The following is a 23425-nucleotide window of genomic DNA, read 5'->3' as shown; positions in this document are numbered from 1 at the left end:
TGTGACGTTCCGCGTTAACCGTTCGGCCATGAATCCCTCATCTCGAGAACCTTGTTCAGCGCGGTTTCACGAGTGGGAACGGCAGTGTCTCGCGGATGCTGCGACCGGTGATCAGCATGACTATCCGGTCGACGCCCATGCCGAGTCCGCCGGTGGGCGGCATCGCGTGTTCGAGCGCCTGGAGGAAATCCTCGTCGAGTTCCATGGCCTCCGGGTCGCCGTTGGCGGCGAGCATCGACTGTTCGGTGAGTCTGCGCCGCTGTTCGACCGGATCGGTGAGTTCGCTGTAGGCGGTGCCCAATTCGACGCCCCACGCGACCAGATCCCAGCGTTCGGCGACACCGGGGACGCTGCGGTGCGCGCGGGTGAGCGGTGAGACCGAGGTGGGGAAGTCGATGTAGAAGGTCGGCGCCTCGGTACGCGCTTCGACCAGGTGCTCGTACATCTCCAGCACCACCTGCCCGGCGTCCCACCCGTGCTGGTAGGTGACCTCGGCCTGGTCGCACAGGGCGCGCAGCTCGGGGAGTTCGGTGCGCGGGGTGATCTCGGTGCCGATGGCTTCGGAGACCGCGCCGTGCACGGTCTTCACCGCCCACTCACCGGAGATGTCGATCTCGTCGAAGTCGCCGTCGTCGTTGGGGCGCAGGGCCACCACGGCGCCGTTGGCGGCCAGCGCCGCGTTCTGGATGAGCGTGCGGCAGGTGTGCATCATCCGCTCGTAGTCGCTGTGCGCCTCGTAGGCCTCGAGGATGGTGAATTCGGGGTTGTGGCTGAAGTCGACGCCCTCGTTGCGGAAGGTCCGGCCGAGTTCGAACACCTTCTCCATCCCGCCGACGCAGAGCCGTTTGAGATACAGCTCGGGGGCGATGCGCAGATACAGGTCGAGGTCGTAGGCGTTGATATGGGTGATGAAGGGAGTCGCGTTGGCGCCGCCGTGCACCTGTTGCAGGATCGGCGTCTCGACCTCCAGGTAACCCCAGGTGTTGAGCGAATCCCGCAGCGAGCGCACCACCGCGCTGCGTTTGGCGAGCACCACCCGTGCCTCCGGGTTGATCGCCATGTCGACATAGCGCTGGCGGACCTTGGCCTCGGGGTCGGCCAGGCCCTTCCACTTGTCGGGCAGCGGATGCAGGCATTTGCCGTTCATCCGCCAGTCCGCCGCGAGCAGCGACAGTTCGCCGTTGCGGCTGAGCCCGATCTGTCCGCTGACCTCGATGAGATCGCCGAGGTCGAAATACTCGCCGAATTCCGCGCTGCGTTCGGCACCGACCCGGTCCCGGTCGATGACCAGCTGGATATCGTCGGTCCAGTCGCGCACCACCGCGAAGATGACGCCGCCGTAGTCGCGGATGCGGAGCAGCCTGCCGCAGACGCGGACGGTGGTGCCGCGCGGTGACTGCCGCGCCGCCGCGACGGTATGGGTCGGGGGGTAGGCGACCGGGTAGGGATCGACGCCCGCCTCGGTCATCCTGTCGAGTTTGTCCATGCGCACCCGCACCTGTTCGGGGCGGCGCGGGAGCTGTTCGGCGAGTTCGGTTTCCGGTAGGTCCGGCGGGGTGCCGTCGGCGTGCAGTCCGGTGACGGTGTCGGGTACCGCGCGACGCACTCCGGTGTGCACCGTCGTCTCGGGATCCTTGCCGAGGCGCGGTAGGAACCCCTCGGCGAGCCCGCAGGCCATCGCGACGCGCGGCAACTGCCTGCGTTCTTCGAACAGGAAGAAGCGCGGCACCCAGTTCGGCTGGTATTTCACATTGGACCGGTACAGCGCTTCCAGCTGCCACCAGCGCGAGAAGAACAGCAGCACGCCCCGCCACATTCGCAGGACCGGCCCGGCGCCGATGCGCCCGCCTTCTTCGAAGACCGAGCGGAACACCGCGAAATTCAGCGAGACCTTGGTGATGCCGAACTGTTCGGAGTTCAGCGCGAGCTGCGAGATCATCAGCTCCATCACGCCGTTCGGGCTCTGCCGATCACGCCGCATCAATTCCAGCGACGCTCCGGTCCGGCCCCACGGCACCAGCGACAGCACGGCCAACGGCCGGTCCTGACCGTTGATCGCCTCCACCAGCAGACAGTCGCCGTCGAGCGGGTCACCGAGCCTGCCGAGGGCCATCGAGAAACCACGTTCGGTCTCGGTGTCACGCCACGCGTCCGCTCTGGCCATGATGTGGGTGAACTGCTCGGCGGTGATATCGCGATGCCGTCTGATCCGCACGGTGATGCCGTGTTTGCGTAGTCGGTTGGCCGCCTGGCGCACTTGTTTCATCTCCGGCCCGGCCAGCGAGAAATGCCTGGTGTCGAGGATGGCCTCGTCGCCCAGGCGCAGCGCGGACAGTCCTGCCCTGCGGTAGGCCTGCGCGCCGAATTCGCTCGCGCCCATCACCGCGGGCGCCCATCCGAAGCGGTCGGCCAGCCGCAGCCAGGCGTCGATCGCCTGCGGCCACACCTCGCGCAGGCCGATGGGGTCGCCGCTGGCGAGGCAGACGCCTAATTCGACGCGGTAGGTGATGGCGGCCTTGCCGTTGGGCGCGAAGATCACCGCTTTGTCGCGGCGGGTCGCGAAGTAGCCGAGGGAATCCTCGACATCGGAACGCTCGAGCAGCCCGCGAATGGCGGATTCGTCGATGCCCGTCATCGCGTTCTCGGCCCGCTGGGAGCGCAGCAGCACCACGACCGCGGCGATCAGGGCGATCGCGCCGAGCAGGCCGAGCAGGAAGTTGACGAAGGGCCGGGGATGACCGTCGAAATGTTCGTTCTCGGCCAGGATCGCGGCGGTCACCCGGTAGACCGCCCACCCGGGCCGCTGCCAGCCGCTGGGCAGCGTGCCGGGGAACAGTTCGACCAGACCCCAGCCGAGCAGGCAGCCGATGGCGAGCCCGCCGATCAGGACGCCGAGCGCTTTCCAGCCCGCCCCGCGTCTGACCTTGGTGTAGAACTCGGGCCACGCCGCGATCAGCACCCCGATCACCGCGAGTTGGACCAGCATCGCGACCAGCGCGTCGATATTGCCTTCACCCGCGAACAGCAGCGCGTTGGCCAGCACGTACACGGCGAGGTAGCCGACGAGCAGCCACCAGGCGATCCGTTTGCGGCTGGCCAGCGCGCCCGCGAGCAGGCCGACGAGCAGTGCCCACATCAGGTTCGTATCGGGCGCGTCGAAGTAGTAGTCGTCGATATAGCGCCGCGGTACCTGGGTCAGGTAGCGCAATCCGGGCGACAGACTCCACAGCAGGCACACGATCGCGAACACCCCGAGCACCAGTCCCGCGATGTGCGGGACCTCGGAGAGCCTGCCGTGGCCCCGGTGCGGGACCGGTGGCGTCGGCCTGGCCCGCTCGGGTTCGGTGTCCGTACGATGACCGGCTTGCGTGGAAGTCACCGAACCAGTGTGTACGGTGCCGTGCCCTCAGTGCTCCAAGGCACCCGTGATGTCGCGTCGCGTGCTGGATCGGTATGCCGAGGCGGTGTCCGCTATGTCGGATTATTCCGAGTCCGTCGCGCCGTCCACGGGGGTTGGCTCACCCCGTGAATACCGGGCGGGTAAGGATATATCCATGTCAGATGCAGTCGATGTACCGATCGATGACGACGTTATTCGGCTCGGACAGTTCCTGAAACTGGCCAACCTGATCGACTCCGGCGCCGAGGCCAAGACCGTGATCGCCTCGGGCCTCGTGCGAGTCAACGACGAGGTGGAACTGCGCCGCGGTCGGCAGTTACAGGCGGGCGATATCGTCGTCCTGGCCGGGCACCGGGTCCGGGTGGCGCCGGGTCGGTGAGGATCAGCCCTCTGCGCGCACCACGACGCCGTCGTGGTCGCTGTAGAGGATTTCACCCGGAACGAAGGTGATACCGCCGAATTCGACGGTGACGTCACGTTCGCCGCTTCCGGTCTGCGTGCTCTTGCGCGGATTGGTGCCGAGGGCCTTGATACCGATGTCGAGGGTCCGCAGGATGGCCGAATCGCGCACCGCGCCGTTGACGATGACCCCCGCCCAGCCGTTGTCGACACCGCGTCCGGCGATGATGTCGCCGACCAGCGCGGTATGCACACTCGCCCCACCGTCGACGACAAGTACCGCGCCGTTGCCGGGTTCGCTCAACGTCTGCTTCACCAGCAGGTTGTCCTGGAAGCAGCGGATGGTGGTGATCCGTCCGGAGAACACCGCTCGGCCGCCGAACTGGATGAACTGGGTATCGCAGCTGCGGATGTCCGGGCCGATCTCGTCGGCGAGATCCGCGGTGGCGGTGCCGGTGCCGTTCACGGTCGATTCGCTGGCATTGGATTCACTCACGCTGCCAGCTTAAGGGGGCGCGAATCGCGGTTTCGGCAGGCGGGCCGCCGAAGTGAGTTCGGTCGCTATCGGTGCCCGTAATGCAGTTCGTACATGTCACGGTCGTGTTCGGAGATCTTGTTGTGGTCGAGCAGATTCGGATCGAGACCGTGCTGTGCGAGTCGGAAGCGGCGCCACACGTAACTGAGCGACACCGTGAACACGACCAGCGGGATGATCATCATCACGATCATGCCGATCTTGAGTGGCATGGGGCCGGGAAACAGCAGCACCAGCGCGAAGAACGGAATGATCGGAACCAGGAACCGGACGAGGTAGCGTTCCATGGCCCCGTGGCCGACGAGGTCGTGGACTACCCACTCGTGCAGCTCCCGGGGAAGCTCGCGGCCCAGATCGTAGGCGATCCGCTGCCCTATCGTGGGAGTTCTCATATCCTCAGGCTATGCCTGTGGTGCAGGTCACCGCCAGTGTCGACGGTGCCGTCGGTGCCGTTGTCAGGCGAAGATCGGTTGCCCGGCGACCAGTAGTTCGCGCAGGCGGGCACCGATGAGCAGTTCGGGCCGATAGTCGGGATCGAGATCAGCCAGCGCCGGTGCGACGAGTTGTCCGGTCTGCCTCGGCTCCCCGTTCCGGCGGAGCACCAGCTCGCCGCGGGCGCGGTCCAAGAGCACCGCTGTCGGTGTCGCGACCTTGGCGAACAGGGCGTCGTGGCCCTCGTCGGACTCGACCTGGAGGCCGCCGACCTCGAAGACACCACGGGTATCCCCGCCGAACAGCCACTCCTCGACCTCGACGGTGCCGTCGACGACGAGGACCGCGTCGCCGAGGATCAGGCGTCGCGCGCGGAGCGTGCCGCGTACCGCGTAGATGGAGTGGACGTCACCGGCGAGATCGAGGGTGCCGTGAACCATGAGGCCAGCTCCGAACAGGACGCATTCGGTGTCGCCGAGAGCTTCGCAGCGGGCTTCGACATCGAATTCGTCGTGGACGACCGGCTCCTCGTGCAGATCGACCTCGGCGGTGTAGCCGGTGAACCAGGAGCTGCCCAGTAATTCGTCGGCCCGTGCCGCGGTGATCTTCATCGCGGTGCATGCTGCCACCCGCCTCGGGTGTCCGCAAACGCGCGGGAGATCCGGTGCACGCGGGTCAGGCGCGGCCGTGACGGCGCTCGTAATCGAGCCGGTCGGCCTCGCTGCGACGACGCGCGTCGATATCGGCGAGGGCGGGATCGAGGCCGTGGCCGATCAGCCGGTGCCGCCGGTACACGTACATCAGCGCCACCGTGAAATAGATCAGCGGGATGTAGAGCAGCGCCATCATCGCCAGCCCCATCCACAGCGGTCCGGGCAGCAGCAGGAACAGGCACAGTACCGGGATGATCGGCAGGAGAATGCGGGTCAGGTAGCGGCGGGTGGCGCCGGGGCCGGTCAGATCGGCCAGCACCCACTCCGATTTCGACGCGGGAAGGTTCTTCCCGCAGATGTATCCGACCCGCTGCGCGAATGTGGGGGTGGGTGACTCGGTCATCGTCAGCGCGAATTCCGGTCGCGACCGCGATGGAATTCGGCGATCTGCCGGATCAGGTTATCCGTCGTGTGTTTCACGGTGATCTTCACGAACGGTTCGATGGTCTTGCCGAGCGCGCGTCCGGCCAGACCGCCGGGCACCCGGTAGTCGACGATGGCGTCGATCGTGCACAGATCGTCGCCTTTCGGATGGAACAGGAAGGTCGAATCGATCTCGAACCCCTTGATCGACCGGATGCCGATGGCGAAATCCTTCTCCCACCGGTTCACTTCGACGCGGGAACGCAATGAGGCCGGGCCGAGTTTGATGTGCCCGTCGAAACTCGCGCCGAGCCCTTCGATCTGATCGCCGACCGGGGTGAACGATTCGATGCCGTGCAGGAAGTGCGGCAGATTCCGGTAGTCGTTGACGTACTGGAACGCGGATTCGGCCGACGCCGCGCAATCCGCGACGATTTTCACTTCGGTCATATCGGCCACTGTAACGGGTTACCGCAGGTCGCCCCACGGTCCGATGACGCCGTCCGACCCTCAGGCGGTGACGGCGAGCGCCGACGCGAGACCGAATGCGACCGCCATCACCGCCACCTCGGTCACGGCTCGGCGCAGCGACGCGTCGGCGGTCATGCGATGGTCGGCGGCGCGCCCGACCCAGGAGCGTCGCCACCACCAGCCCAGCGCCAGCAGTGCGAGGAGTACGACCGTCTTGGCGAGCAGGATCCGGCCGTAACCGGTCGACAGCAGCGGTCCGAGTCCGCCGAGGCGCACGAGTCCGTTCACGATTCCGGTCAGCGCCACCGCGCCGATCAACGGCAGCGCGACGGCGGAGTACCGGGGCAGCACCGTCGCCCACTGACCGCGCGAACGCACCACCGAGGCCAAGGCGACGAGCAGGCCGAACCAGGCCGCCGCGGCGAGGGCGTGCACGGCCGCGAGCACCGAACCGAAGGACTGCTGCGACATATGCCCGGTGATCGGGCGCAATATCAGCGCGACGGCGGCGAACACCAGCACGAGATCGGTCGACGCGGCCTCGCTGCGCCGGTAGATCAGCGCCGAATAGCCCGCGGTCGCGCCGGTGCCGAGCAGGATCGCGATACCGACCTGCCCGGCGCTGATCTCGGTCAGGAAGGTGCCGAACTGCCCCGCGCCGAGTCGTCGCAGCGGCACGCCGACGACGTCGGCGGCCTCGAACAGCAGGATCGCGAATTCGGTACCGCACCAGATTCCGGCCAGGACGGCCAGCAGCCGCCACGGTGGCTGGAGTCGCGCGTGCAACCGGGGCAGCGCGGCCAGCCCGAGCACCGTGGCGCCGACGCAGTCCGCGAGCACCCGGATGACGGCCTGGGCGGGCAGGTCACCGGCGGTGAGAACCCACGCCAGGCCGACGCCGAGCAGTCCGGCGGGGACGATCAGCAACAGTGATACCGCGTCCCTGCCGCCGGTCGTCCCACTCTTCACCGCTGTCGCGTTCCTATCGCTTCTCGCGTCCGCGTCCGCCGAACAGCGCGAAGGCGAGACCGCCGCCGAACAGCACGACGGCGCCGACGATGAAGACCCACAGCGGGACGCCGCCGTCGTCGCTGTCGGATGTGCCCGCGGCATCGGCGGCGGCACCGGGCGTGCCGTGACCGGCGGTGCTCAGCGTGAACGTCCTGAAACCGCTGACCGGATGGCCGTCGGCGGAGGTCACCCGGAACGCGACGGTGTATTTACCCGCGGGCCCGAGTTCGCCGACCTCGACCGAGATGGTCTTCCCGTCGACCACGGGCTCACCCTTGGACCACAGGTTGCCGTCGGGGCCGACCACCGTCATCGTCGGGAAATTCGATTGCAGGGCCTCGTTGAAGGTGACACTGGCGCGCGCGGGCGCGGTGTCGACCGTCGCGCCGTCATCGGGCACGCTGGCGACCGGCGCCGAATGCGCCGCCGCGGGTCCGGCCGCCAGTCCGCCGCCGAGTAACGCGAGTCCGGTGACGACCAGCGCGGCCATCACCCGACCGGCCCGGAACCTCGTGCCGCGCTTCACGATCGACGTCCGCGCAGGACGTTGCCGATGCCGAGCGCGACGCCGAGCAATCCGAGGGCGAGTCCGATGCCGCCGATCCACCGCGCGGTGTCGTCGGTGTCCTCGGTCGTCGGTTCGGCGCTCGCGGCGTGGTGATCGTCGCCGTCGCCCGCGCTCGCCGCAAGGGTGAGCGCCGGTGCCGGATGTTCGGGTTCGGCGCCGTCGGGTCCGGCCGGTTGATCCCAGCTGACGACCTTGCCGTCGCTGTATGTCTGCTTCGCGGGGAAGCTGACGGTGTCCTGCTTCGGCAGCGGGCCCAGCGAGACGACGAAGCGCTGGAACTGGCCGGGCGCGACGCCGGGCGAACCGGGATCGGCGGTCCACGTCACGGCGACCGCCTCGGACTTGTCGTTGCGGTCGACCTTGGCGCTCCAGCCGGGAAGGGCTTCGGTGCGCGCGCTTTTCACGTTGGGCAGGGTGACGGTGAGCGCGGTCGTCGCCGCGGTCTCCGATTCGGTGGGGACGCGGAAGGTGACGACCGAGTACCCGCCCTGTGCCGCACCGGGGGCGTCGGCGGTCACGTGGGCAGCGGCGGTGCCGCCGCCGAGCAGGACGAGTCCGAGGACGGCCACCGAGCCGCCGCAGGCACGCAGAACTGAACTACGCATGGTGAAATGCTTTCTCTCCGAGGGGAAGATGGTGCGAGCTAGCGAGCGGGCACCGGCGGCGCGCGAGGTCCGATCGCGCCGTTCGGAGAAGCAGGGGACGGTCCGGGGCCGGTCGCCGCCGATCCGAGCAAGCGGGGGAGGGGCCCGGCGACGGGCCGGGTGATCACCGCGAGCACGGTGGCGCAGGCGAAATCGTAGAGGCGCTGTGCCAGCAGGATCAGCGCGCCGCCGACAGCCGCGGCCAGACCGTGCGTGAACAGCATCCCTGCGCCGGGCAGCGGGACCGGAGGCTGCGCGATCGCGGCATGACCGTGGCCGACCATCCCGCTCAGTACGACATGTCCGGCGAACTGACCCGCCGCTAGTGTGCCGAGGACCCCGAAGACACCGAGCGGCAGGCGCGCGGCGACGGTTCCGGCGACGATCGAGAGCAGGATCAGCGCGGCGCCGTCGGCGGAGTCGGGGAAACCGCCGCCCGCGCATCCGTGCGCGGCGATGGCGAGGGCCGCGACCATCGCGCCGACAATGCCGCCACGGGCCGTATTCCCGTACCGCGCCGTCACTTCGGAGCACCGGTGGGCCGGACGACGGTCACCGGGCACGGCGAGAGCCGCGCTCGGTGAGGTCGTGCCGGGTCCCGCATCTCGGCAGTGGTCAGTTCACACCGAGGCGGGCGAGCACATCCGCCTCGACACCGGAGAGTTCGTCGGAGATCGACTGGTGCACGGCCCTGCGGCGCGGCGCGGGCATCTGTTCGGCGGTGCGCACCGCCGCGGACAGGCTGGCCAGGCGATCCTCGGTGGTGGTGACGAACTTCTTGTTGTCGGCCTCACCCTCGATCTTGCCCAGCGCCGATTCCACATTGGCGATCCGCGCCTGGAGTTTGCCGCCGTGACCCGCGAAATCCCCGAGCTGGTCGATGCCGATCCCGAGCTGCTGAGCGCGACGGGTATCGATCTGTCCGCGCACGAAGGTCGCGCCCCGGTAGGCGAGCGGAGCCAGCACCGGCACGAGAACCCGGGCCACACCGAGGTATTTGCGAACCTGGCTCGCGCTGAACGGATCGCGCTCGGCCTTGGCCGCCAGTTTCAGCGCGGCCTTCTCCTCGGCCTGCAACGTGGAGATCCGCGCCTTGGCGACCTTGCGGTCGATGCGCGCCTGCGCGCGCTGGGCCTTGCGGTCGTTCCTCGCGCCCAGCTTGGCCTCCATCGCGGCCTTGTGCTTGAGAGCTTTCGCCTCGGCCCGCCGGCTCGGACGCCGCTTGCGCTTGGTGAACAACCCCATCGAAGGCCCTCCGTCATGCTGGTTTGCCATGGCAGTAGGACGTCGGGGAACGCCCTTCCGCCCATGTCACACGGTTTGCCGTAACCCTATCGGGTTGCCGTCCCCCATCGCGAGGGGGTGAGCGGTGCATGTCAGCGCCGGGGTGGCCGGTCATGCGGTGCGCGGAGTTGTCGGGGGCAGGGACCATACTGCATACGTGAATTCGGGCATCGGTGACCGCGAGGGTCGCGTAGACGACGGCATGGCCGGCAATCGGCAGGCGGTCGGCGGCCCGGTGGCTTTCATCGACGCGCGGGCACTGATCGGGTGCCGGCATCGGCTGCATCTGAACTCCGCCCACCCCCATCTGCTGACCGGTGTCGTGGAGGATCCCGGCGTGCGCCAGCGGCGCGAAGCCGCGGCCGAACACCGCAATCGGGTGCGCGAGGCGCTGGTCGGCGCCGATCCCGACGGTTGGGTCGTGATCGATCCGAGTCTGCGCGCCACGGAGCGCGCCGAGGCGACCATGCGGGCGTGCGCGGCGGGCGGCAAACACATCTGGGGCGGGCTGCTGCCCCAGGAACCGGATACCGGCAGGCGCGGTGGCGCGGAAATCCTGCTGCGCGACCACGATCGGGGCGGCTACATCCCGGTGATCGTCGTCAATCACAAGGTGACCGATCCGCGCAGACCCGAACCGGCCGATTTCCATCCGACCACCTCGGACCCCTATCGCTGGGACCCCCGGCCCGATCCGTACCGGAAACTGCGCCAGCAGCCCCGCGATCAGCAACGTCTCGCACACCTGTACCGGATGCTGCAACGCCACGGGCTCGCCAGTCCGGCGCTGGTCGGCGGGGTGATCGGCTACCAGTTCGGTCGCAACGAGGGACAGGTCGGCGGTGAGAACGCCGGGCGCGGGCCAGGAGGCGCCCGCCGCTACGACCCGGACCGGATCCTGGTCCACGATCTCGGCCCGGTGCTCGCCGACTACGACCACCGCTACGCCGACCGCATCGCCGTGGTGCGCAACGAACTGCCGACCGTGCCGTCGAAGGTGCCCGAATGCCGTCAGTGCCCGTGGTGGAACCGCGGTGTCGACGGCGGGCGCGGCTGCGAGGGCTGGCTCGCCGAACACCACGACGTCAGCCTGGTCGCGCCCGGTTCGCGCGCCGAGGTCCTGCGCGGGCACGGGGTGCGGACCATCGACGATCTCGCCGCCTGGGTCGGCCCCGACCCCGAGGACTGGCAGCACGGCCCGTTCGACGAGGCTGTCGTCACCGCGCGGGCCTGGCTCGCGGGCGCGCCGCTGGTGCGCAGGTTGGACCGGGTGTACGTGCGCCGCGCCGATGTCGAGGTCGACGTCGATCTGGAGAGCTACCAGGAGTACGGCGCCTACCTGTGGGGCACGCTGCTCGACGGGGTCTACCGGCCGTTCCTCACCTGGGACCCGCTGCCGACCGAGGACGAGGGCCGTTCCTTCGGCGAATTCTGGACCTGGTTGATGACGGTGCGCGCCGAGGCCGCCACCAGCGGGAAAACCTTTGCCGCCTACTGCTATTCGCGTACCGCCGAGGACAAGTGGCTCTACGAGTCGGCGCGCAGGTTCGCGGGCAGGCCGGGCGTGCCGACGGTCGAACAGGTGCGCGCGTTCGTCGACGGCCCCGAATGGGTCGACATGTTCCAGGCCGTCTCCGAGCAGTTCATCTGCCCGAACGGCAAGGGCCTGAAGAAGATCGCGCCGGTGGCCGGTTTCTCCTGGCGTGATCCGGAGGCGGGCGGCGAGGCGTCGATGGGCTGGTACCGCCGCGCGGTCGGCTACGACGCCGAACCCGACCTTTCCCAGCGCACCCGCCTGCTCGAGTACAACGAGGACGACGTGCGCGCGACCATGGTGCTGCGCGAGTGGATGAATCCGCGTGAGCGGGTCGCGCACTGCGCCGATCTCGAGGTTCCCGGCCTCACGGATTTCCGCGCAGGCGTCTGACCAGCGGTCGCGATCCGGTCGCCGGAGCGACGGCGGTACCATCGCGACCGTGACAGAGCATGTCGAACAACTCGAGTTCCAGGCCGAAACCCATCAGCTTCTCGAGCTGATGATCCACTCGGTCTACTCCAACAAAGACACGTTCCTGCGGGAGCTGATCTCGAACGCTTCCGACGCCTTGGACAAGCTGCGGCTGGAGTCCTACAAGGACAAGGACCTGCACGTCGACACCTCCGACCTACACGTCGAACTGGAGGTCGACAAGGACGCGCGGATCCTCACCGTCCGGGACAACGGCATCGGCATGTCCCGCGCCGAGGTGGTTGACCTGATCGGCACACTCGCCAAGTCGGGCACCGCGGAACTGCGCAAGAAGCTCAACGATGCCAAATCCGACGCCGCGGCCGAGGAGCTCATCGGCCAGTTCGGCATCGGCTTCTACTCGACGTTCATGGTCGCCGACAAGGTCGCCCTGACCACCCGCAAGGCGGGCGAGACCGAAGGCACCCGCTGGGAGTCGGAGGGCCAGTCGACCTACACCATCGAGACGCTGGACGAAGCTCCCCAGGGCACCACGGTCACGCTGCACCTCAAGCCCGCCGACGAGGACGACCACCTCTTCGATTACACCCAGGAGTGGAAGCTCCGCGAAATCGTGAAGAAGTACTCCGATTTCATCGCCTGGCCGGTGCGCATGAAGGTGGAGCGCACGGTCACCGAGGACTCCGGGGAGGAGGGCGAAGAGAAGACCGAGCGTGTGATCGTCGAGGATCAGACCCTCAACTCGATGAAGGCGCTGTGGACCCGCCCCAGGAGCGAGGTCGGCGACGAGGAGTACAAGGAGTTCTACAAGCACGTCAGCCACGGCTGGGACGATCCGCTCGAGATCATCCCGATGAAGGCCGAGGGCACCTTCGAGTACCAGGCGCTGCTATTCATCCCGTCGCACGCGCCGTTCGACCTGTTCACCCGCGATCACAAGCGCGGCGTGCAGCTCTACGTCAAGCGGGTGTTCATCATGGACAACTGCGAGGAGCTGATGCCGGAGTATCTGCGTTTCGTCAAGGGCGTGGTGGACGCGCAGGACCTCTCGCTCAACGTCTCGCGCGAGATCCTGCAACAGGACCGCCAGATCCAGATGATCCGCAAGCGCCTGGTGAAGAAGGTGCTCTCGACGGTCAAGGACATCCAGGGCGCCGAGGACCAGACGAACTACCAGACCTTCTGGAAGGAGTTCGGTCGCGTCCTCAAGGAGGGTCTGCTCTCGGATTTCGACAATCGCGAGACACTGTTGCAGGTCTCCTCGTTCGCGTCGACGCATTCGGATTCCGAGGTGACCACCCTCGCGCAGTACGTCGAGCGGATGGCCGAAGGCCAGGACTCGATCTACTTCATGACCGGCGAGAGCCGTCAGCAGATCGAATCCTCGCCCCATATCGAGGCATTCAAGGCCAAGGGCCGCGAGGTGCTGATCCTGACCGATCCGGTCGACGAGATGTGGGTCGGTTCGGTCACCGAATTCGACGGCAAACCGTTCCAGTCCATCGCCAAGGGCGAGATCGACCTGGAGACCGAGGAGGAGAAGAAGGCCTCCGAGGCGCTGCGCGAACAGCAGGACAAGGATTTCGCCGATGTGCTGAGCTGGCTCGGCAAAACCCTGGACGAGAGCGTCAAGGAGGTGCGGCTCACCAACCGGCTCACCACCTCCCCGGCCTGCCTGGTCGGTGATGTCTACGACTTCACCCCCATGCTGGAGCGGATGTACCGGGCCTCGGGTCAGGCGGTACCGGAGAGCAAGCGGATTCTCGAGCTCAATCCGTCGCACCCGCTGGTCACCGGTCTGCGCGACGCCTACTTCACCCGCAAGGACGACGCCGACGCGGACAAGGTGCCCGAGCTGTCGGAGACCGCGGAACTGCTCTACGGCACGGCGGTGCTGGCCGAGGGCGGGGAGTTGAAGGATCCGGCGCGTTTCGCTCAGATCCTCACCGACCGGCTGACGCGCACGCTGTAGCCCGATCGGGACCGGTGGCCTCCCGTTCGTGGAGGCCACCGGTCCGCGGTCGTCGCGGTGTCGGTCCGTTGCGTGCGGCGGTCTCGGGTCAGGCGTAGCCAAAAAGACCGGCCGGTCGATTTCGGTTGTCGAAGATATTCGGGCGCAGCGATATTCGACTCGGTCTCTGGTTCGCGGAACGTACTCGCGCGTAGCCTGGGACGGTCGAAAGGATCGTGCACGAACATGTCAGCAAATCTGCTCGCCACGGCCGAGTCCTGGGACCTGGTCGCGGGTGACTACGCCGAATTCGCGCCGATGATCGTGCGACCCTTCGCCGCCCGCGCACTGGAATTGGCGGGACTGGCATCGGATTCGCGGATCATCGACGTCGCGGCGGGTCCGGGGGCGCTGAGTCTGTCCGCCGCGGCGCAGGTGGCCTCGGTGCACGCCGTCGATTTCTCCGAGGAGATGCTCACCCGGCTGCGCGAAGCGGCGGCCGCCGCCGGATTCGCCAATATCTCGACGACCGTGGCCGACGGTCAGGCGCTGCCCTTCGACGACGAGAGTTTCGACGCGGCCTTCTCCATGTTCGGGTTGATGTTCTTCCAGGACCGGGCCAAGGGTTTCGCGGAGTTGTACCGGGTGCTGCGTCCCGGCGGCGTCACGGTGGTCTCCAGTTGGGCTCCGATCATCGATTCCCCGCTCATGATGAAGATCTTCGCGGCCTGTGCCGCCGCCGATCCGGAACTCCAGGAACCGCAGCCGGATTTCCTCGGGCTGGAGAATCCCGAGGTGTTCGCCTCGGAGATGGCGGCAAGCGGTTTGCGCGGTGTGACGATCCAGCGCCACACCGCTTCCGCGGTATTCGAGAGCGCGGAGCACCTGCGGGACACCATGGTGCGCAGCAGCGCCGCGATGCAGCTGGTCCGGCGTGCCGACGGCGAACGGGTGTGGCGCGAGCGCTCGGAAGCGATGCTCGAGTACCTCGCGGCGAACTATCGCCCCGATACCGCGCTGTCGACGACGGCCTTTCTCGGCATCGCGCACAAACCGCTCGCGTACCCCGGATAACGCGCCGCGCCCCTGTCGTCGCGGCGGGAACCGGACGGCAGGGGCGCGGCGGGTGTCGCGGGAAGACCTACCTCGGGGTCATGCGCAGCGCGCCGTCCATGCGGATGGTCTCGCCGTTGAGGTAGTCGTGCTCGACGATGTACTGCGACAGCTGCGCGTACTCGTCGGGACGGCCCAGGCGCGACGGGAACGGCACGCCGGCCTCGAGGCCCTGGCGGTATTCCTCGGTCACGCCGGCGAGCATCGGGGTGTCGATGATGCCGGGGGCGATGGTGTTGACGCGAATGCCGAACTGCGCGAGGTCACGCGCGGCCGGGACGGTCATGCCGTGTACGCCACCCTTGGAGGCCGAGTACGCGATCTGGCCGATCTGGCCCTCGAACGCGGCGACCGACGCGGTGTTGATCACGACGCCGCGCTGGCCGTACTGGTCGACGGCGTCGGTCTTGGCGATCGCGTCCGCGGCCAGGCGCATGACGTTGAAGGTGCCGAGTAGGTTCACGGTGATGACGGTGCGGAACAGTTCCAGGTCGTGCGGGCCGTTCTTGGACAGGATGCGCCCGGCCCAGCCGACACCGGCGCAGTTGACGACGATGCGCAGCGGCGAGCCGGATTCGACGACCGTGGCGACCGCGGCCGCGACCTCTTCGTGGCTGGTGACGTCGGCGGGGATCAGGGTGACGCCCGCGGGCACGTTATCGCCTGCGCGCTCGATGGATTGGGGCACGTCGAGTCCGAAGACGGTGGCGCCGAGATCGGCGAAGCGCTTGGCGGTCGCGGCTCCGAGGCCGGACGCGCCTCCGGTGACAATGGCGGCGGTACCCGAAATCTCCACGATGGTCCTCTCGTTCGTGACAGCCAGTTGGCCTTTCGTCAATTGCACCCTAACGGGTGGCCGTCGAGAACCGGATCACGGCTCCCCGCCAATCGGCCCGCTACCGTGGATTATTCACGAACAGACCTGTTCATTGGTGGTATCGTCGAGCTATGAAGCTGTTCGCCGACGGCGGGATCGCCGGTCGGAAGGTATTGATCACCGGGGCCGCGCGCGGTATCGGCGCGGTACTGGCCCGGCAACTGCACGCGAAGGGCGCCTCGGTCGCACTACTCGGGGTCGAACCGGAACAGCTCGCCGAGGTGGCCGCCGAATGCGGTGATGCCCCGTGGCGCTACTGCGATGTGGGGGATTTCGCGCAGGTGGAGCGGGTTGTCGCCACGCTCGTCGCGGAACTCGGCGGACTCGACGTGGTCGTCGCCAACGCGGGGATCGCCAAACAGTTGGCGCTCATCGGCGGTGACCCCTCGATTCTCGAGGAAACGCTCACGGTCAATGTGCTCGGCGTCTACTACACCCTGCGCGCGGCGGGCCCGTACATCTGCCATCCCGGCGGCTACGTGCTGATCGTTTCCTCGCTGGCCGCCGCGGTCAATCTGCCGCTGGCCGGGGCCTACAGCGCGTCCAAGGCCGCCGCGGAGGCGCTGGGTCACACGCTGCGCAACGAGATCAGGCATACCGGCGCCAAGGTCGGCATCGCCTACTTCGCCGAACTCGACACCGATATGACCACCCGCGGTTTCGGTACCGCCGCGGCGCGCGAGATCCTCGGCCGCTCGACCGTGTCCGGGGTCGCCCCGCTCGGTCCGGCGATCGACGGCATCGAACGCGCGATCGCGCGCCGTAAACGCCAGACCGTCTCACCCTGGTGGGTGTCGATCGTGCTGCCGTTCCGGCCCATCGCGCAGTACGTCATCGATATCGCGTTGCGCAGGGGAGTCGCGGTGGCATTGGAGATCGCGCGCACCGAGGACGCACCCTTCACCACCGACCAACCGGCACGACCACGCAGAATGGAGCGGCCCGCTTAGCCCGATCCGAACCCGGAGTCACCGCATGACCGAAGTCGCAGGCAACGCCAGACAACTACCGCGAGGCCGTCACGGCCTGCCGCGGGAACAGGTCGTCGCGTCGCAGCGAGAACGGATCCTGGAGGCGCTGGCCGAGGCGATGGCCGAGAACGGGTACGTGAACACCTCGGTCGCGATGATCCTCAAACGGGCCGGAGTGTCACGCGAAACCTTCTACGAGCAGTTCCGGTCGAAAGAGGACTGTTTCGAGGCCGCCTACGAGCACGCCGTCGCGGGCATGCTCGCGCGCATCGACGCCGCGGTCGGCGCCGAAGCGGAGGCCGTGCCCAAACTGGAGGCGAACAAGACCGACCGGATGCGGCGCATTCTCGACGCCTACTTCGAGGGTCTCGTGGTCGAACCCGCGCACGCGAGACTCTTCCTCGTCGAGGTCTACGCCGTCGGTTCCAAGGCGATCGCGGGTCGCGCGCGCCTGCTGGAACTGTTCGTCGGCCTGATCGCCGAGGCCCTCGACGCCCGCACCGCCGCGCAACGCTTCGCCTGCCAGACGTTCGCCGCGGCGGTCGGCGCGATGGTCACCGGCCGGATCGCGGTCGGTGACGTGGAGGGCCTGCCCGCGCTGAAGGAGCCGCTGCTCGAGTTGATCGCCCGCAGTGGCGATCTCTACGGCGAAGCCATGGTCGCCGACTGACCGTCGCTCACCGGTGACGGGCGTCGGTGGGTTCCGTGACACCCTCGTGGGCGCGCCGCACGCCGCCGCGTCGGCGAGCGAGCAGCAGCGCGCCCGCGAGGGCGGGCGCCGCGGCGGCAATCGCCGCACTGGCCGCGAACGCGAGATCGGGCAGCGCCGCCGACAGCAGAGTGGCCGCGCCGAAGTAGAGGAAGAGCAGCCCGGCGCCGATGCCGATCAGGCGTTCCGGCAGATGTTTGCCGACCAGGATGCCGACGCCGATGGCGAGCGCGTCGGCGGCGACCATGCCAATCGTCGACCCGATCCACACACCGAACCAGTTGTTGTCGGTGGCCAGCGCCGCGGTCGCGAACATGGTCCGGTCGCCCAGTTCGGCCAGTAGTACGGCGGAGACGACGATGAAGAACGGCGCCCTGGTGGAACGCGGCGGCTTCGGTTCGTCGTCGGGATCCTCCGGGGCGAAATGTTCGCGCAGGGTCCAGATGCCGACGGCGAGGAAGGTCAGCGCCGCCGCGAAGGCGATGGCCCTGGTCGGCAGCGCGACACCGAGGAAATATCCGACACCGACCGAGATGACGTGCACCGAGGCGGTGGCCGTCGCGATTGCGCCGAGCACGACCCACCAGCGGTAGCGCAACGCGAACGTCAACGCCATGAGCTGGGATTTGTCGCCTAGTTCGGCCAGGAAGACGATTCCGATGCTGAGCAGAATCGTGGCGGTCATGTGTAGCTCCCGAATCTTCGGCCTGTCCGCCGGAGATCTGGGTACGCCTCCGGCCGACAAACGAAACTGTGGTTTGTCAGGCCGAAGGTCTCGCCCACCGGAATTCACCGGTTCACGCAACCGGACCGCGATCCCTGACGGGTTCGCGAGTCAGTATGTCGACTGCGTGATTGGGGGCTACTCCCCTTCGCTGTGCACGACTGTACCCGGGCGCACGCCTTCTGCCAAGCCCGTGGCTCTCCAAATCATCGCTGGCACAATAAGTTTGGAGATCCACGTACGTAACTTCGGGTACCCTTACGCGGCGAGCAGCATAGCCAGAACCGCGGTGTCGGGATCACTGATCGGATCGAGCCCTACCCGGCTGACCAGCGACGTTATGGTTCCGTCCGATTCGGCCTCGACCCACGCGGCACGGTGTTCGAGCCCGAGGTGGGGCACACCGGGCAGTAGAACGCAGCCCGACGCGGCGCCCGCGCATTCGGGCAGCGAAGGCCGGGTTTCCGAGGGTGGATGCAACATCAGCAGCGCGGCGGGCACGTGGTCGGCGAAGCGGCCGGGCGCGATCGCCTCCTCGCCGAGGACGGTGCCCTCGGCCAGCACCATCCCGACCGTGCCCGGCATCGGCTCGTCGGGCAGTTCCTCACGGACGCCGAATACGGTGGTCGTGGTGAGCAGGCCGGGCATGGTGGCGACACGCACCGCGAGTACGAGCACCTGGGCCCATTCCTTGGTGGTGTCCGGCCACCGGCCGGAGATGACGAAACCTCGCAACGACCCGCGTGAGTGGAACGGCGTGATGCCGATCGGTTCGTTGATACGCATGGTGCCTCCCGTCGTGGAACCGGGGGCGGCTTTGCCCGTCCTCGTAACTATGGAACCTGACAATGAGGCACGTATCACCTGGCACACAAGTACCAAAGAGTGCCAATCGGACGCCGACCCGCCCCGCGGAGGCCCTCGCGTGGTGCACGACACATCCGAGGTGGGGCCGGTCGGCGGCATGTGAACGACAACGGGCCCCTGCCGTCGCACTGGTGCGACGGCAGGGGCCCGTGACTGTTCGGCGGAGTCTTACCCGAAGATGAGGCCCTTGCCCTGGCTGACGGCGCGAGCGAAACGCTCCTGCACGTCCTCCCAGTTGACGACGTTCCAGAACGCGGTCACGTAGTCGGCCTTGACGTTCTTGTACTGGAGGTAGAAGGCGTGCTCCCACATGTCGACCTGCAGCAGCGGAATGATGCCGAGCGGCACGTTGGCCTGCTGATCGTAGAGCTGGAAGGTCAGCAGCTTCTGGGCCAGCGAGTCGTAGCCGAGCACGGCCCAGCCGGAGCCCTGCAGGCCGTTGGCGGCCGCGGCGAACTGCGCGCGGAACTTGTCGAACGAACCGAACTGATCGTCGATGGCCGCGGCCAGTTCGCCGACCGGCTTGTCACCACCGTTGGGGGAGAGGTTCTTCCACCAGATCGAGTGGTTGACGTGGCCACCCAGGTGGAAGGCGAGGTTCTTCTCGTTGAGGAAGATGGCGCCGTGATCGCCGGCCTCGCGCGCCGCTTCCAGCTTCTCGAGGGCGGTGTTCACGCCCGCGACGTAAGCGGCGTGGTGCTTGGAATGATGAATCTCGTTGATCTGCCCGGAGATGTGGGGCTCCAGGGCGCTGTAGTCGTAGTCCAGATCTGGCAGCGTGTACTCAGCCACGATGTCCCTTCCTAATGTCGGGCTGCGTGCACCCGGATTCTCGAGCACACCCAACCATCATTCGTACACCCGGTGGGTCCAACCCGGTCCGAACCCCCCGCTATTCCGGCAGCCACGGATTCGGTGGCGGGCCCGGTGCCGTCGTGCGGAGAAAATCGGTGTCCGTCGGACCCCCGCGCCTACGATCGAACCATGTCGGGGTGTGGCGAGCCACCGGGGCATTCCGGTTGTGCCGCTTGCCCTGACGGCGCTGCGCGAGGTGGACTACGGTGGAGCGAAATCGGAAATACGGGACTACCGCACCCGATGACCGGATGCGGTAGCGCGACATCGACGGGCGCTGCCATCGGTGTTCAGAGCGGCGGCGCGATCCCGGGACGGATGGTCTGCGGGTCGCCCGCGTCGTGGGCTTCCCACCAGCGCACGCCGCCCGCGATGAAGTCGGTCAGCGGGATCTCGCGACCGTCGGCGTCGTGAATGGCCATGTTGTCGAACCACACTCGCACATCGAGTTCGCGCGGATCGATACCTTCTTCCTGGGAGAATTCCAGGACGTGCGCGCAGACGTGGTTGTCGATCCTGGTGTCGAAACTCAGGAGCTCACTCCACAGCGTCCACCCGCTGTCGTCCAGATCGATGAATTCCCAGCCGTGCAGCCTGCCGCCGCCGAAACTGCGAATGGCCTCGCTCAGGCCGTCGAGTTGGAGCGGAAGTACCCGCGGCTCCAGATCGTCCCAGCGTTGTTCGCGTAGCGACGCGGCCACGCGGCCGACACCGAGAAAAGTCAACGAAACCTTGTAGTCATGGATCGCCGACGCGTCGACCGGCAGCGTCAACACTTCGAGATCGAGTCGCAGCGTCCGCGCCGTCGAGTCGACCTGCAACCCGAGGCAGGTCGCCTCGGACAGTGCCGCGTTGAGTCCGGTCGTATCCAATCCGTCGAGTAGCCCCCTGCTCACGTTCATACGCCCAGGTTACCGACCGTGTCCGTGTCCACTGTGTATTTCAGATTTTCGCTAGTGTTCTCGTTTTTTTGTGGAACCGAATCGCCGCGCGCCCCGTCCAAGTAGTTGTCGGGATCAGCACGGCCATCATGCTCGGGTCATGATCTCGAGAGGCGGCGAATGACCGCTCCGGGATGTCAGGAGGGGAGTTCCGGAACGGTCGTTCGCAACCCACGACCTGTGGATCAGGTTGTGGATTATGTGGATAACTTCGTGGCTGATAGGGGCAGTTGCGGCCGAATCGGGGTGCTCGGCAGGAGTTCCGGTCGGAAACAAACTCGAAGATTGGATCTGCGGGTTTCTCCGGCGTGCCCGATGAGTGTCTCGGTCCGAGCACCTACTCCCCCGCACGGTCGCGGCCGTGGCAGGATCGAAGCGTGACAAGCGCCGAAATTCCGTCGGTGCCGGTGCAGTCCCTGCCCGGCGAATTCGACCAGACCGACCGTCCCGAAGGGGTGCGGGCGACCCTGCTCGACGTCCGCGAGGACGACGAGTGGGAACTCGGCCACGCGCCGGGAGCGATACACATCCCGATGTCGGATGTGCCGTCGCGAGTGGACGAACTGGACTTCGACAGCGATCTGTACGTCATCTGCAGGCAGGGCGGCCGTTCGCTCGAGGTCGCCAGATATCTGGCGCATATCGGTGTGGAGGCGGTCAACGTCAGCGGTGGCATGGTGGCCTGGCAGCAGGCCGGACGCCCGCTGGTCGCCGAGGGTGACCGGCAGGCGAAGATCTACTGACGAGGTTCTATCGACGGAGGCAGCCATGAGTACGGTGGTTCAGCCGTGTGCCCGGTGCGGCGCGCGCTGGGCGGTGCGCGGCGCGCCGATGCACTGGTGCCCGCGCTGCCGCGGCGTATTGCTCTCGCCCGCGCCGATCGACGCCCCCGCGGCACGCCGTAACTACCGCTGGGTGGCCAGGCGCCCCGAACACCGCAACGGTCGCGTCGACACCGCCGCGAACGCCTCCGCCCCGACGCCGACACCGAGATATACCGAGATACCGCGCTGGGGGCTGATCGATCCGCCGCCGAAGCCGGTCACCGTTCCCCGCCGCCGCTTCGCCTGGTTCGGTGCGAGGGTCAGCTCGTTGTTGCTGGTCACCGCCCTCCTGTTCGCGGTATCGGCATTGGCCGAGGCGGGTCGCTACGCGATCCTGCTGCGCAATCGCACCCGGCTGATCGATCCCACCGTCCTGTGGATCTCGGACTCGCTGGTCAAAGGTTCCGCCGCATTGGCACTGGTCTTCGGACTCGCCTCGGCGATCGGACTGGTGATGTGGCTGGTCGACGCGCGCGCCGCGGTGTTCGCGAAGGCCGGACTGCGCGATCCGCGCCGTCCGCGCGCGCTGGCACTCGGCTGCCTGGTCCCGGTGGTCAATCTGCTCTGGCCCGGGGTGTTCCTCACCGAACTCGCGCAACGCCGCGACGACCCGCGCGCGCTGCGCGCGATCAGGATCTGGTGGTCGGCCTGGGTGTTCGGCGGTGCGCTCACCGTCGCCGCGCTGATCTGGCGGACCGCGGATTCGTTGCAGGTCAAGGCGGACGGCGTCGTCTTCACCGCGTTCACCGACGCCTTCGCCGCCGCAATCGCCCTGCTGACGTTGTGGGTCGTGCGCTCGCTCGACGGCCGGGATCTGCTCGGCCGGGCGCGGACCGCCCGCCGCTGGGTGGTCGGCGCCGATCCGGTCGTCCAGGTCATCGAACCCGTGCACCCCGGCGCGGGGGTTGTCGCGGACGCCGAGGCCGGGCCCGTCCGGGATGCGGCCGGGGACGACATGTCCGAAGATCGGGATACCGACAACGCTGTTGAGCGTGAACGGCAGGAGGTTTCGGCCAAGTGAGCCAGGGTAATCGCGCACCATTCGTCGTCGCGCACCGTGGAGCCTCGGCGGCGCTCCCCGAGCACACACTCGCCGCGTACGAGCTCGCGCTCGAAGAGGGCGCGGACGGCGTGGAATGCGATGTGCGGCTCACCAGGGACGGGCATCTGGTCTGCGTGCACGACCGCACCGTCGACCGGACGTCCTCGGGCACCGGGTTGGTCAGCGAGATGACGCTGGAGGAATTGCGCGCGCTCGATTTCGGCGGCGACGGCGAACCGGTGCCGGTGCTGACGCTGAGCGAGCTGATCGAACTGGTGCTGGACTGGCGCAGCAGGCCGACCAAACTGTTCATCGAGACCAAACATCCGGTGCGCTACGGCGGACTGGTCGAGAACAAACTGCTCGCCGAACTCCAGCGTTTCGGCATCGCGACCCCGGCGTCTGCCGATCATTCGCGTGCCGTGGTGATGTCGTTCGCCGCTTTGGCGGTGTGGCGCATCCGCAGGGCCGCGCCGCTGCTGCCCACCGTGCTGCTGGGCGAATCCTCGCGCTATCTGGGCGGTGGCGCCGCGACCACGGTCGGCGCGACGGCCGTCGGCCCCTCGGTGAAGACGTTGCGCGATCACCCGGATCTCGTCGACAAGGCCGCCGCGGCCGGACGCGCCACCTACTGCTGGACCGTCGACGATCCCGCCGACGTCGCCCTGTGCTCCGACCTCGGCGTCAACTGGATCGCCACCAACCACCCGGGCCGCACGAAAGCGATGCTGTCGAGCTGAGACGTGGCGTATGGGGGTGTAC

25 protein-coding genes are annotated in these 23425 nt (G+C 67.6%); 9 read left to right on the top strand and 16 right to left on the bottom strand.

The annotated features are described in order from the left end of the window. Window positions 1–55: 55 nt before the first annotated feature. A complete protein-coding gene (gene lysX / locus DAT37_RS02100; RefSeq protein ID WP_109522915.1) occupies window positions 56–3379 on the bottom strand; it encodes a bifunctional lysylphosphatidylglycerol synthetase/lysine--tRNA ligase LysX in 3324 nt (1107 codons plus the stop codon). A 175-nt stretch (window positions 3380–3554) separates the two neighbouring features. Between lysX and DAT37_RS02095 the strand changes: the two genes are divergently transcribed. Then, window positions 3555–3779 carry an RNA-binding S4 domain-containing protein gene (locus DAT37_RS02095; RefSeq protein WP_109522914.1) on the top strand — a complete coding sequence of 75 codons (225 nt, stop codon included), beginning with the start codon at window positions 3555–3557 and terminating at the stop codon, window positions 3777–3779. Window positions 3780–3782: 3 nt separating this feature from the next. On the opposite strand, the gene rraA is transcribed toward DAT37_RS02095, so the two are convergent. The 10 genes from rraA to DAT37_RS02045 all read right to left on the bottom strand — a co-directional run bounded on the left by rraA (window position 3783) and on the right by DAT37_RS02045 (window position 9781). Further along, window positions 3783–4295: a ribonuclease E activity regulator RraA gene (gene rraA, locus DAT37_RS02090; RefSeq protein ID WP_232839444.1), complete on the bottom strand. Its 513-nt coding sequence runs from the start codon at window positions 4293–4295 to the stop codon at window positions 3783–3785. A gap of 65 nt (window positions 4296–4360) precedes the next feature. Beyond that, the gene (locus DAT37_RS02085) at window positions 4361–4726 is read right to left on the bottom strand and encodes a DUF5313 family protein (protein ID WP_109522913.1); all 366 of its coding nucleotides are present in this window, start codon (window positions 4724–4726) and stop codon (window positions 4361–4363) included. A 63-nt stretch (window positions 4727–4789) separates the two neighbouring features. Further along, window positions 4790–5377, bottom strand: a complete 588-nt coding sequence (locus tag DAT37_RS02080) for a hypothetical protein (RefSeq protein WP_109522912.1) — start codon at window positions 5375–5377, stop codon at window positions 4790–4792. 64 nt (window positions 5378–5441) lie between these two features. Next, window positions 5442–5822 carry a DUF5313 family protein gene (locus DAT37_RS02075; RefSeq protein ID WP_109522911.1) on the bottom strand — a complete coding sequence of 127 codons (381 nt, stop codon included), beginning with the start codon at window positions 5820–5822 and terminating at the stop codon, window positions 5442–5444. 2 nt (window positions 5823–5824) lie between these two features. Continuing rightward, complete coding sequence (locus tag DAT37_RS02070; protein ID WP_109523233.1) at window positions 5825–6292, bottom strand: SRPBCC family protein; 468 nt, start codon at window positions 6290–6292, stop codon at window positions 5825–5827. 60 nt (window positions 6293–6352) lie between these two features. Beyond that, on the bottom strand, window positions 6353–7282 hold the full coding sequence (locus DAT37_RS02065) for a CopD family protein (RefSeq protein ID WP_109522910.1): 930 nt from the start codon (window positions 7280–7282) through the stop codon (window positions 6353–6355). Window positions 7283–7295: 13 nt separating this feature from the next. Next, complete coding sequence (locus DAT37_RS02060) at window positions 7296–7814, bottom strand: copper resistance CopC family protein (protein ID WP_109523232.1); 519 nt, start codon at window positions 7812–7814, stop codon at window positions 7296–7298. 32 nt (window positions 7815–7846) lie between these two features. Then, window positions 7847–8497, bottom strand: coding sequence for a YcnI family copper-binding membrane protein (locus DAT37_RS02055; RefSeq protein ID WP_109522909.1), 651 nt, complete (start codon window positions 8495–8497; stop codon window positions 7847–7849). Window positions 8498–8535: 38 nt separating this feature from the next. After that, a complete protein-coding gene (locus tag DAT37_RS02050) occupies window positions 8536–9012 on the bottom strand; it encodes a hypothetical protein (RefSeq protein WP_157978238.1) in 477 nt (158 codons plus the stop codon). Window positions 9013–9151: 139 nt separating this feature from the next. Next, a complete protein-coding gene (locus tag DAT37_RS02045) occupies window positions 9152–9781 on the bottom strand; it encodes a DUF6474 family protein (RefSeq protein WP_109522907.1) in 630 nt (209 codons plus the stop codon). A 241-nt stretch (window positions 9782–10022) separates the two neighbouring features. On the opposite strand from DAT37_RS02045, the gene DAT37_RS02040 reads away from it, so the two are divergent. From DAT37_RS02040 to DAT37_RS02030, 3 genes are all read left to right on the top strand, one after another. Continuing rightward, the gene (locus DAT37_RS02040; protein ID WP_109523231.1) at window positions 10023–11747 is read left to right on the top strand and encodes a TM0106 family RecB-like putative nuclease; all 1725 of its coding nucleotides are present in this window, start codon (window positions 10023–10025) and stop codon (window positions 11745–11747) included. 49 nt (window positions 11748–11796) lie between these two features. Further along, window positions 11797–13761 (top strand): molecular chaperone HtpG, encoded by a 1965-nt coding sequence (htpG, locus tag DAT37_RS02035; RefSeq protein ID WP_109522906.1) that lies wholly within the window; start codon window positions 11797–11799, stop codon window positions 13759–13761. Between the two features lie 225 nt (window positions 13762–13986). Continuing rightward, entirely contained in the window at window positions 13987–14814 is an 828-nt protein-coding gene (locus DAT37_RS02030; protein ID WP_109522905.1) for a class I SAM-dependent methyltransferase, read from the top strand. Between the two features lie 67 nt (window positions 14815–14881). Here DAT37_RS02030 and DAT37_RS02025 read toward each other — a convergent pair whose 3' ends face one another. After that, window positions 14882–15649 carry an SDR family NAD(P)-dependent oxidoreductase gene (locus DAT37_RS02025; protein WP_109523230.1) on the bottom strand — a complete coding sequence of 256 codons (768 nt, stop codon included), beginning with the start codon at window positions 15647–15649 and terminating at the stop codon, window positions 14882–14884. Window positions 15650–15801: 152 nt separating this feature from the next. Here DAT37_RS02025 and DAT37_RS02020 point away from each other — a divergent pair, with 152 nt between their 5' ends. Together DAT37_RS02020 and DAT37_RS02015 are read left to right on the top strand one after the other, a co-directional pair. Further along, the gene (locus DAT37_RS02020; RefSeq protein ID WP_109522904.1) at window positions 15802–16680 is read left to right on the top strand and encodes an SDR family NAD(P)-dependent oxidoreductase; all 879 of its coding nucleotides are present in this window, start codon (window positions 15802–15804) and stop codon (window positions 16678–16680) included. 25 nt (window positions 16681–16705) lie between these two features. After that, complete coding sequence (locus tag DAT37_RS02015; RefSeq protein ID WP_109522903.1) at window positions 16706–17371, top strand: TetR/AcrR family transcriptional regulator; 666 nt, start codon at window positions 16706–16708, stop codon at window positions 17369–17371. 7 nt (window positions 17372–17378) lie between these two features. On the opposite strand, the gene DAT37_RS02010 is transcribed toward DAT37_RS02015, so the two are convergent. From DAT37_RS02010 to DAT37_RS01995, 4 genes are all read right to left on the bottom strand, one after another. Beyond that, a complete protein-coding gene (locus DAT37_RS02010; protein ID WP_109522902.1) occupies window positions 17379–18095 on the bottom strand; it encodes a TMEM165/GDT1 family protein in 717 nt (238 codons plus the stop codon). A 297-nt stretch (window positions 18096–18392) separates the two neighbouring features. Further along, the gene (locus DAT37_RS02005) at window positions 18393–18920 is read right to left on the bottom strand and encodes a peptidase (RefSeq protein WP_109522901.1); all 528 of its coding nucleotides are present in this window, start codon (window positions 18918–18920) and stop codon (window positions 18393–18395) included. A 249-nt stretch (window positions 18921–19169) separates the two neighbouring features. Further along, window positions 19170–19793 carry a superoxide dismutase gene (locus DAT37_RS02000; protein ID WP_109522900.1) on the bottom strand — a complete coding sequence of 208 codons (624 nt, stop codon included), beginning with the start codon at window positions 19791–19793 and terminating at the stop codon, window positions 19170–19172. A gap of 353 nt (window positions 19794–20146) precedes the next feature. After that, window positions 20147–20758 carry a hypothetical protein gene (locus DAT37_RS01995; RefSeq protein WP_109522899.1) on the bottom strand — a complete coding sequence of 204 codons (612 nt, stop codon included), beginning with the start codon at window positions 20756–20758 and terminating at the stop codon, window positions 20147–20149. Window positions 20759–21174: 416 nt separating this feature from the next. Between DAT37_RS01995 and DAT37_RS01990 the strand changes: the two genes are divergently transcribed. Genes DAT37_RS01990 through DAT37_RS01980 form a run of 3 tightly spaced genes read left to right on the top strand, consistent with a single transcriptional unit; the run spans window position 21175 to window position 23403 of the window. Next, a complete protein-coding gene (locus DAT37_RS01990) occupies window positions 21175–21540 on the top strand; it encodes a rhodanese-like domain-containing protein (RefSeq protein ID WP_109522898.1) in 366 nt (121 codons plus the stop codon). A gap of 25 nt (window positions 21541–21565) precedes the next feature. After that, a complete protein-coding gene (locus tag DAT37_RS01985; RefSeq protein WP_109522897.1) occupies window positions 21566–22642 on the top strand; it encodes a DUF4328 domain-containing protein in 1077 nt (358 codons plus the stop codon). Then, window positions 22639–23403, top strand: a complete 765-nt coding sequence (locus DAT37_RS01980) for a glycerophosphodiester phosphodiesterase (RefSeq protein ID WP_109522896.1) — start codon at window positions 22639–22641, stop codon at window positions 23401–23403. Before DAT37_RS01985 ends, DAT37_RS01980 begins: the two co-directional genes overlap by 4 nt. Window positions 23404–23425 lie beyond the last annotated feature (22 nt).

It is taken from the genome of Nocardia aurea (assembly GCF_003123685.1).
GTDB classification, from domain to species: Bacteria; Actinomycetota; Actinomycetes; order Mycobacteriales; family Mycobacteriaceae; genus Nocardia; species Nocardia aurea.
The sequence above is the reverse complement of the archived record's forward strand: the minus strand, read 5'-3'. Positions and strand labels throughout refer to the sequence as shown.

Coding starts and splice junctions, on each gene's coding strand:
- DAT37_RS02095 (WP_109522914.1), top strand. CDS start 3,555: ATGTCAGATGCAGTCGATGTACCGATCGATGACGACGTTATTCGGCTC.
- DAT37_RS02085 (WP_109522913.1), bottom strand. CDS start 4,726: ATGAGAACTCCCACGATAGGGCAGCGGATCGCCTACGATCTGGGCCGC.
- DAT37_RS02080 (WP_109522912.1), bottom strand. CDS start 5,377: ATGAAGATCACCGCGGCACGGGCCGACGAATTACTGGGCAGCTCCTGG.
- DAT37_RS02075 (WP_109522911.1), bottom strand. CDS start 5,822: ATGACCGAGTCACCCACCCCCACATTCGCGCAGCGGGTCGGATACATC.
- DAT37_RS02070 (WP_109523233.1), bottom strand. CDS start 6,292: ATGACCGAAGTGAAAATCGTCGCGGATTGCGCGGCGTCGGCCGAATCC.
- DAT37_RS02060 (WP_109523232.1), bottom strand. CDS start 7,814: ATGGCCGCGCTGGTCGTCACCGGACTCGCGTTACTCGGCGGCGGACTG.
- DAT37_RS02055 (WP_109522909.1), bottom strand. CDS start 8,497: ATGCGTAGTTCAGTTCTGCGTGCCTGCGGCGGCTCGGTGGCCGTCCTC.
- DAT37_RS02050 (WP_157978238.1), bottom strand. CDS start 9,012: ATGGTCGCGGCCCTCGCCATCGCCGCGCACGGATGCGCGGGCGGCGGT.
- DAT37_RS02045 (WP_109522907.1), bottom strand. CDS start 9,781: ATGGGGTTGTTCACCAAGCGCAAGCGGCGTCCGAGCCGGCGGGCCGAG.
- DAT37_RS02040 (WP_109523231.1), top strand. CDS start 10,023: ATGGCCGGCAATCGGCAGGCGGTCGGCGGCCCGGTGGCTTTCATCGAC.
- DAT37_RS02030 (WP_109522905.1), top strand. CDS start 13,987: ATGTCAGCAAATCTGCTCGCCACGGCCGAGTCCTGGGACCTGGTCGCG.
- DAT37_RS02020 (WP_109522904.1), top strand. CDS start 15,802: ATGAAGCTGTTCGCCGACGGCGGGATCGCCGGTCGGAAGGTATTGATC.
- DAT37_RS02015 (WP_109522903.1), top strand. CDS start 16,706: ATGACCGAAGTCGCAGGCAACGCCAGACAACTACCGCGAGGCCGTCAC.
- DAT37_RS02010 (WP_109522902.1), bottom strand. CDS start 18,095: ATGACCGCCACGATTCTGCTCAGCATCGGAATCGTCTTCCTGGCCGAA.
- DAT37_RS02005 (WP_109522901.1), bottom strand. CDS start 18,920: ATGCGTATCAACGAACCGATCGGCATCACGCCGTTCCACTCACGCGGG.
- DAT37_RS01995 (WP_109522899.1), bottom strand. CDS start 20,758: ATGAACGTGAGCAGGGGGCTACTCGACGGATTGGATACGACCGGACTC.
- DAT37_RS01985 (WP_109522897.1), top strand. CDS start 21,566: ATGAGTACGGTGGTTCAGCCGTGTGCCCGGTGCGGCGCGCGCTGGGCG.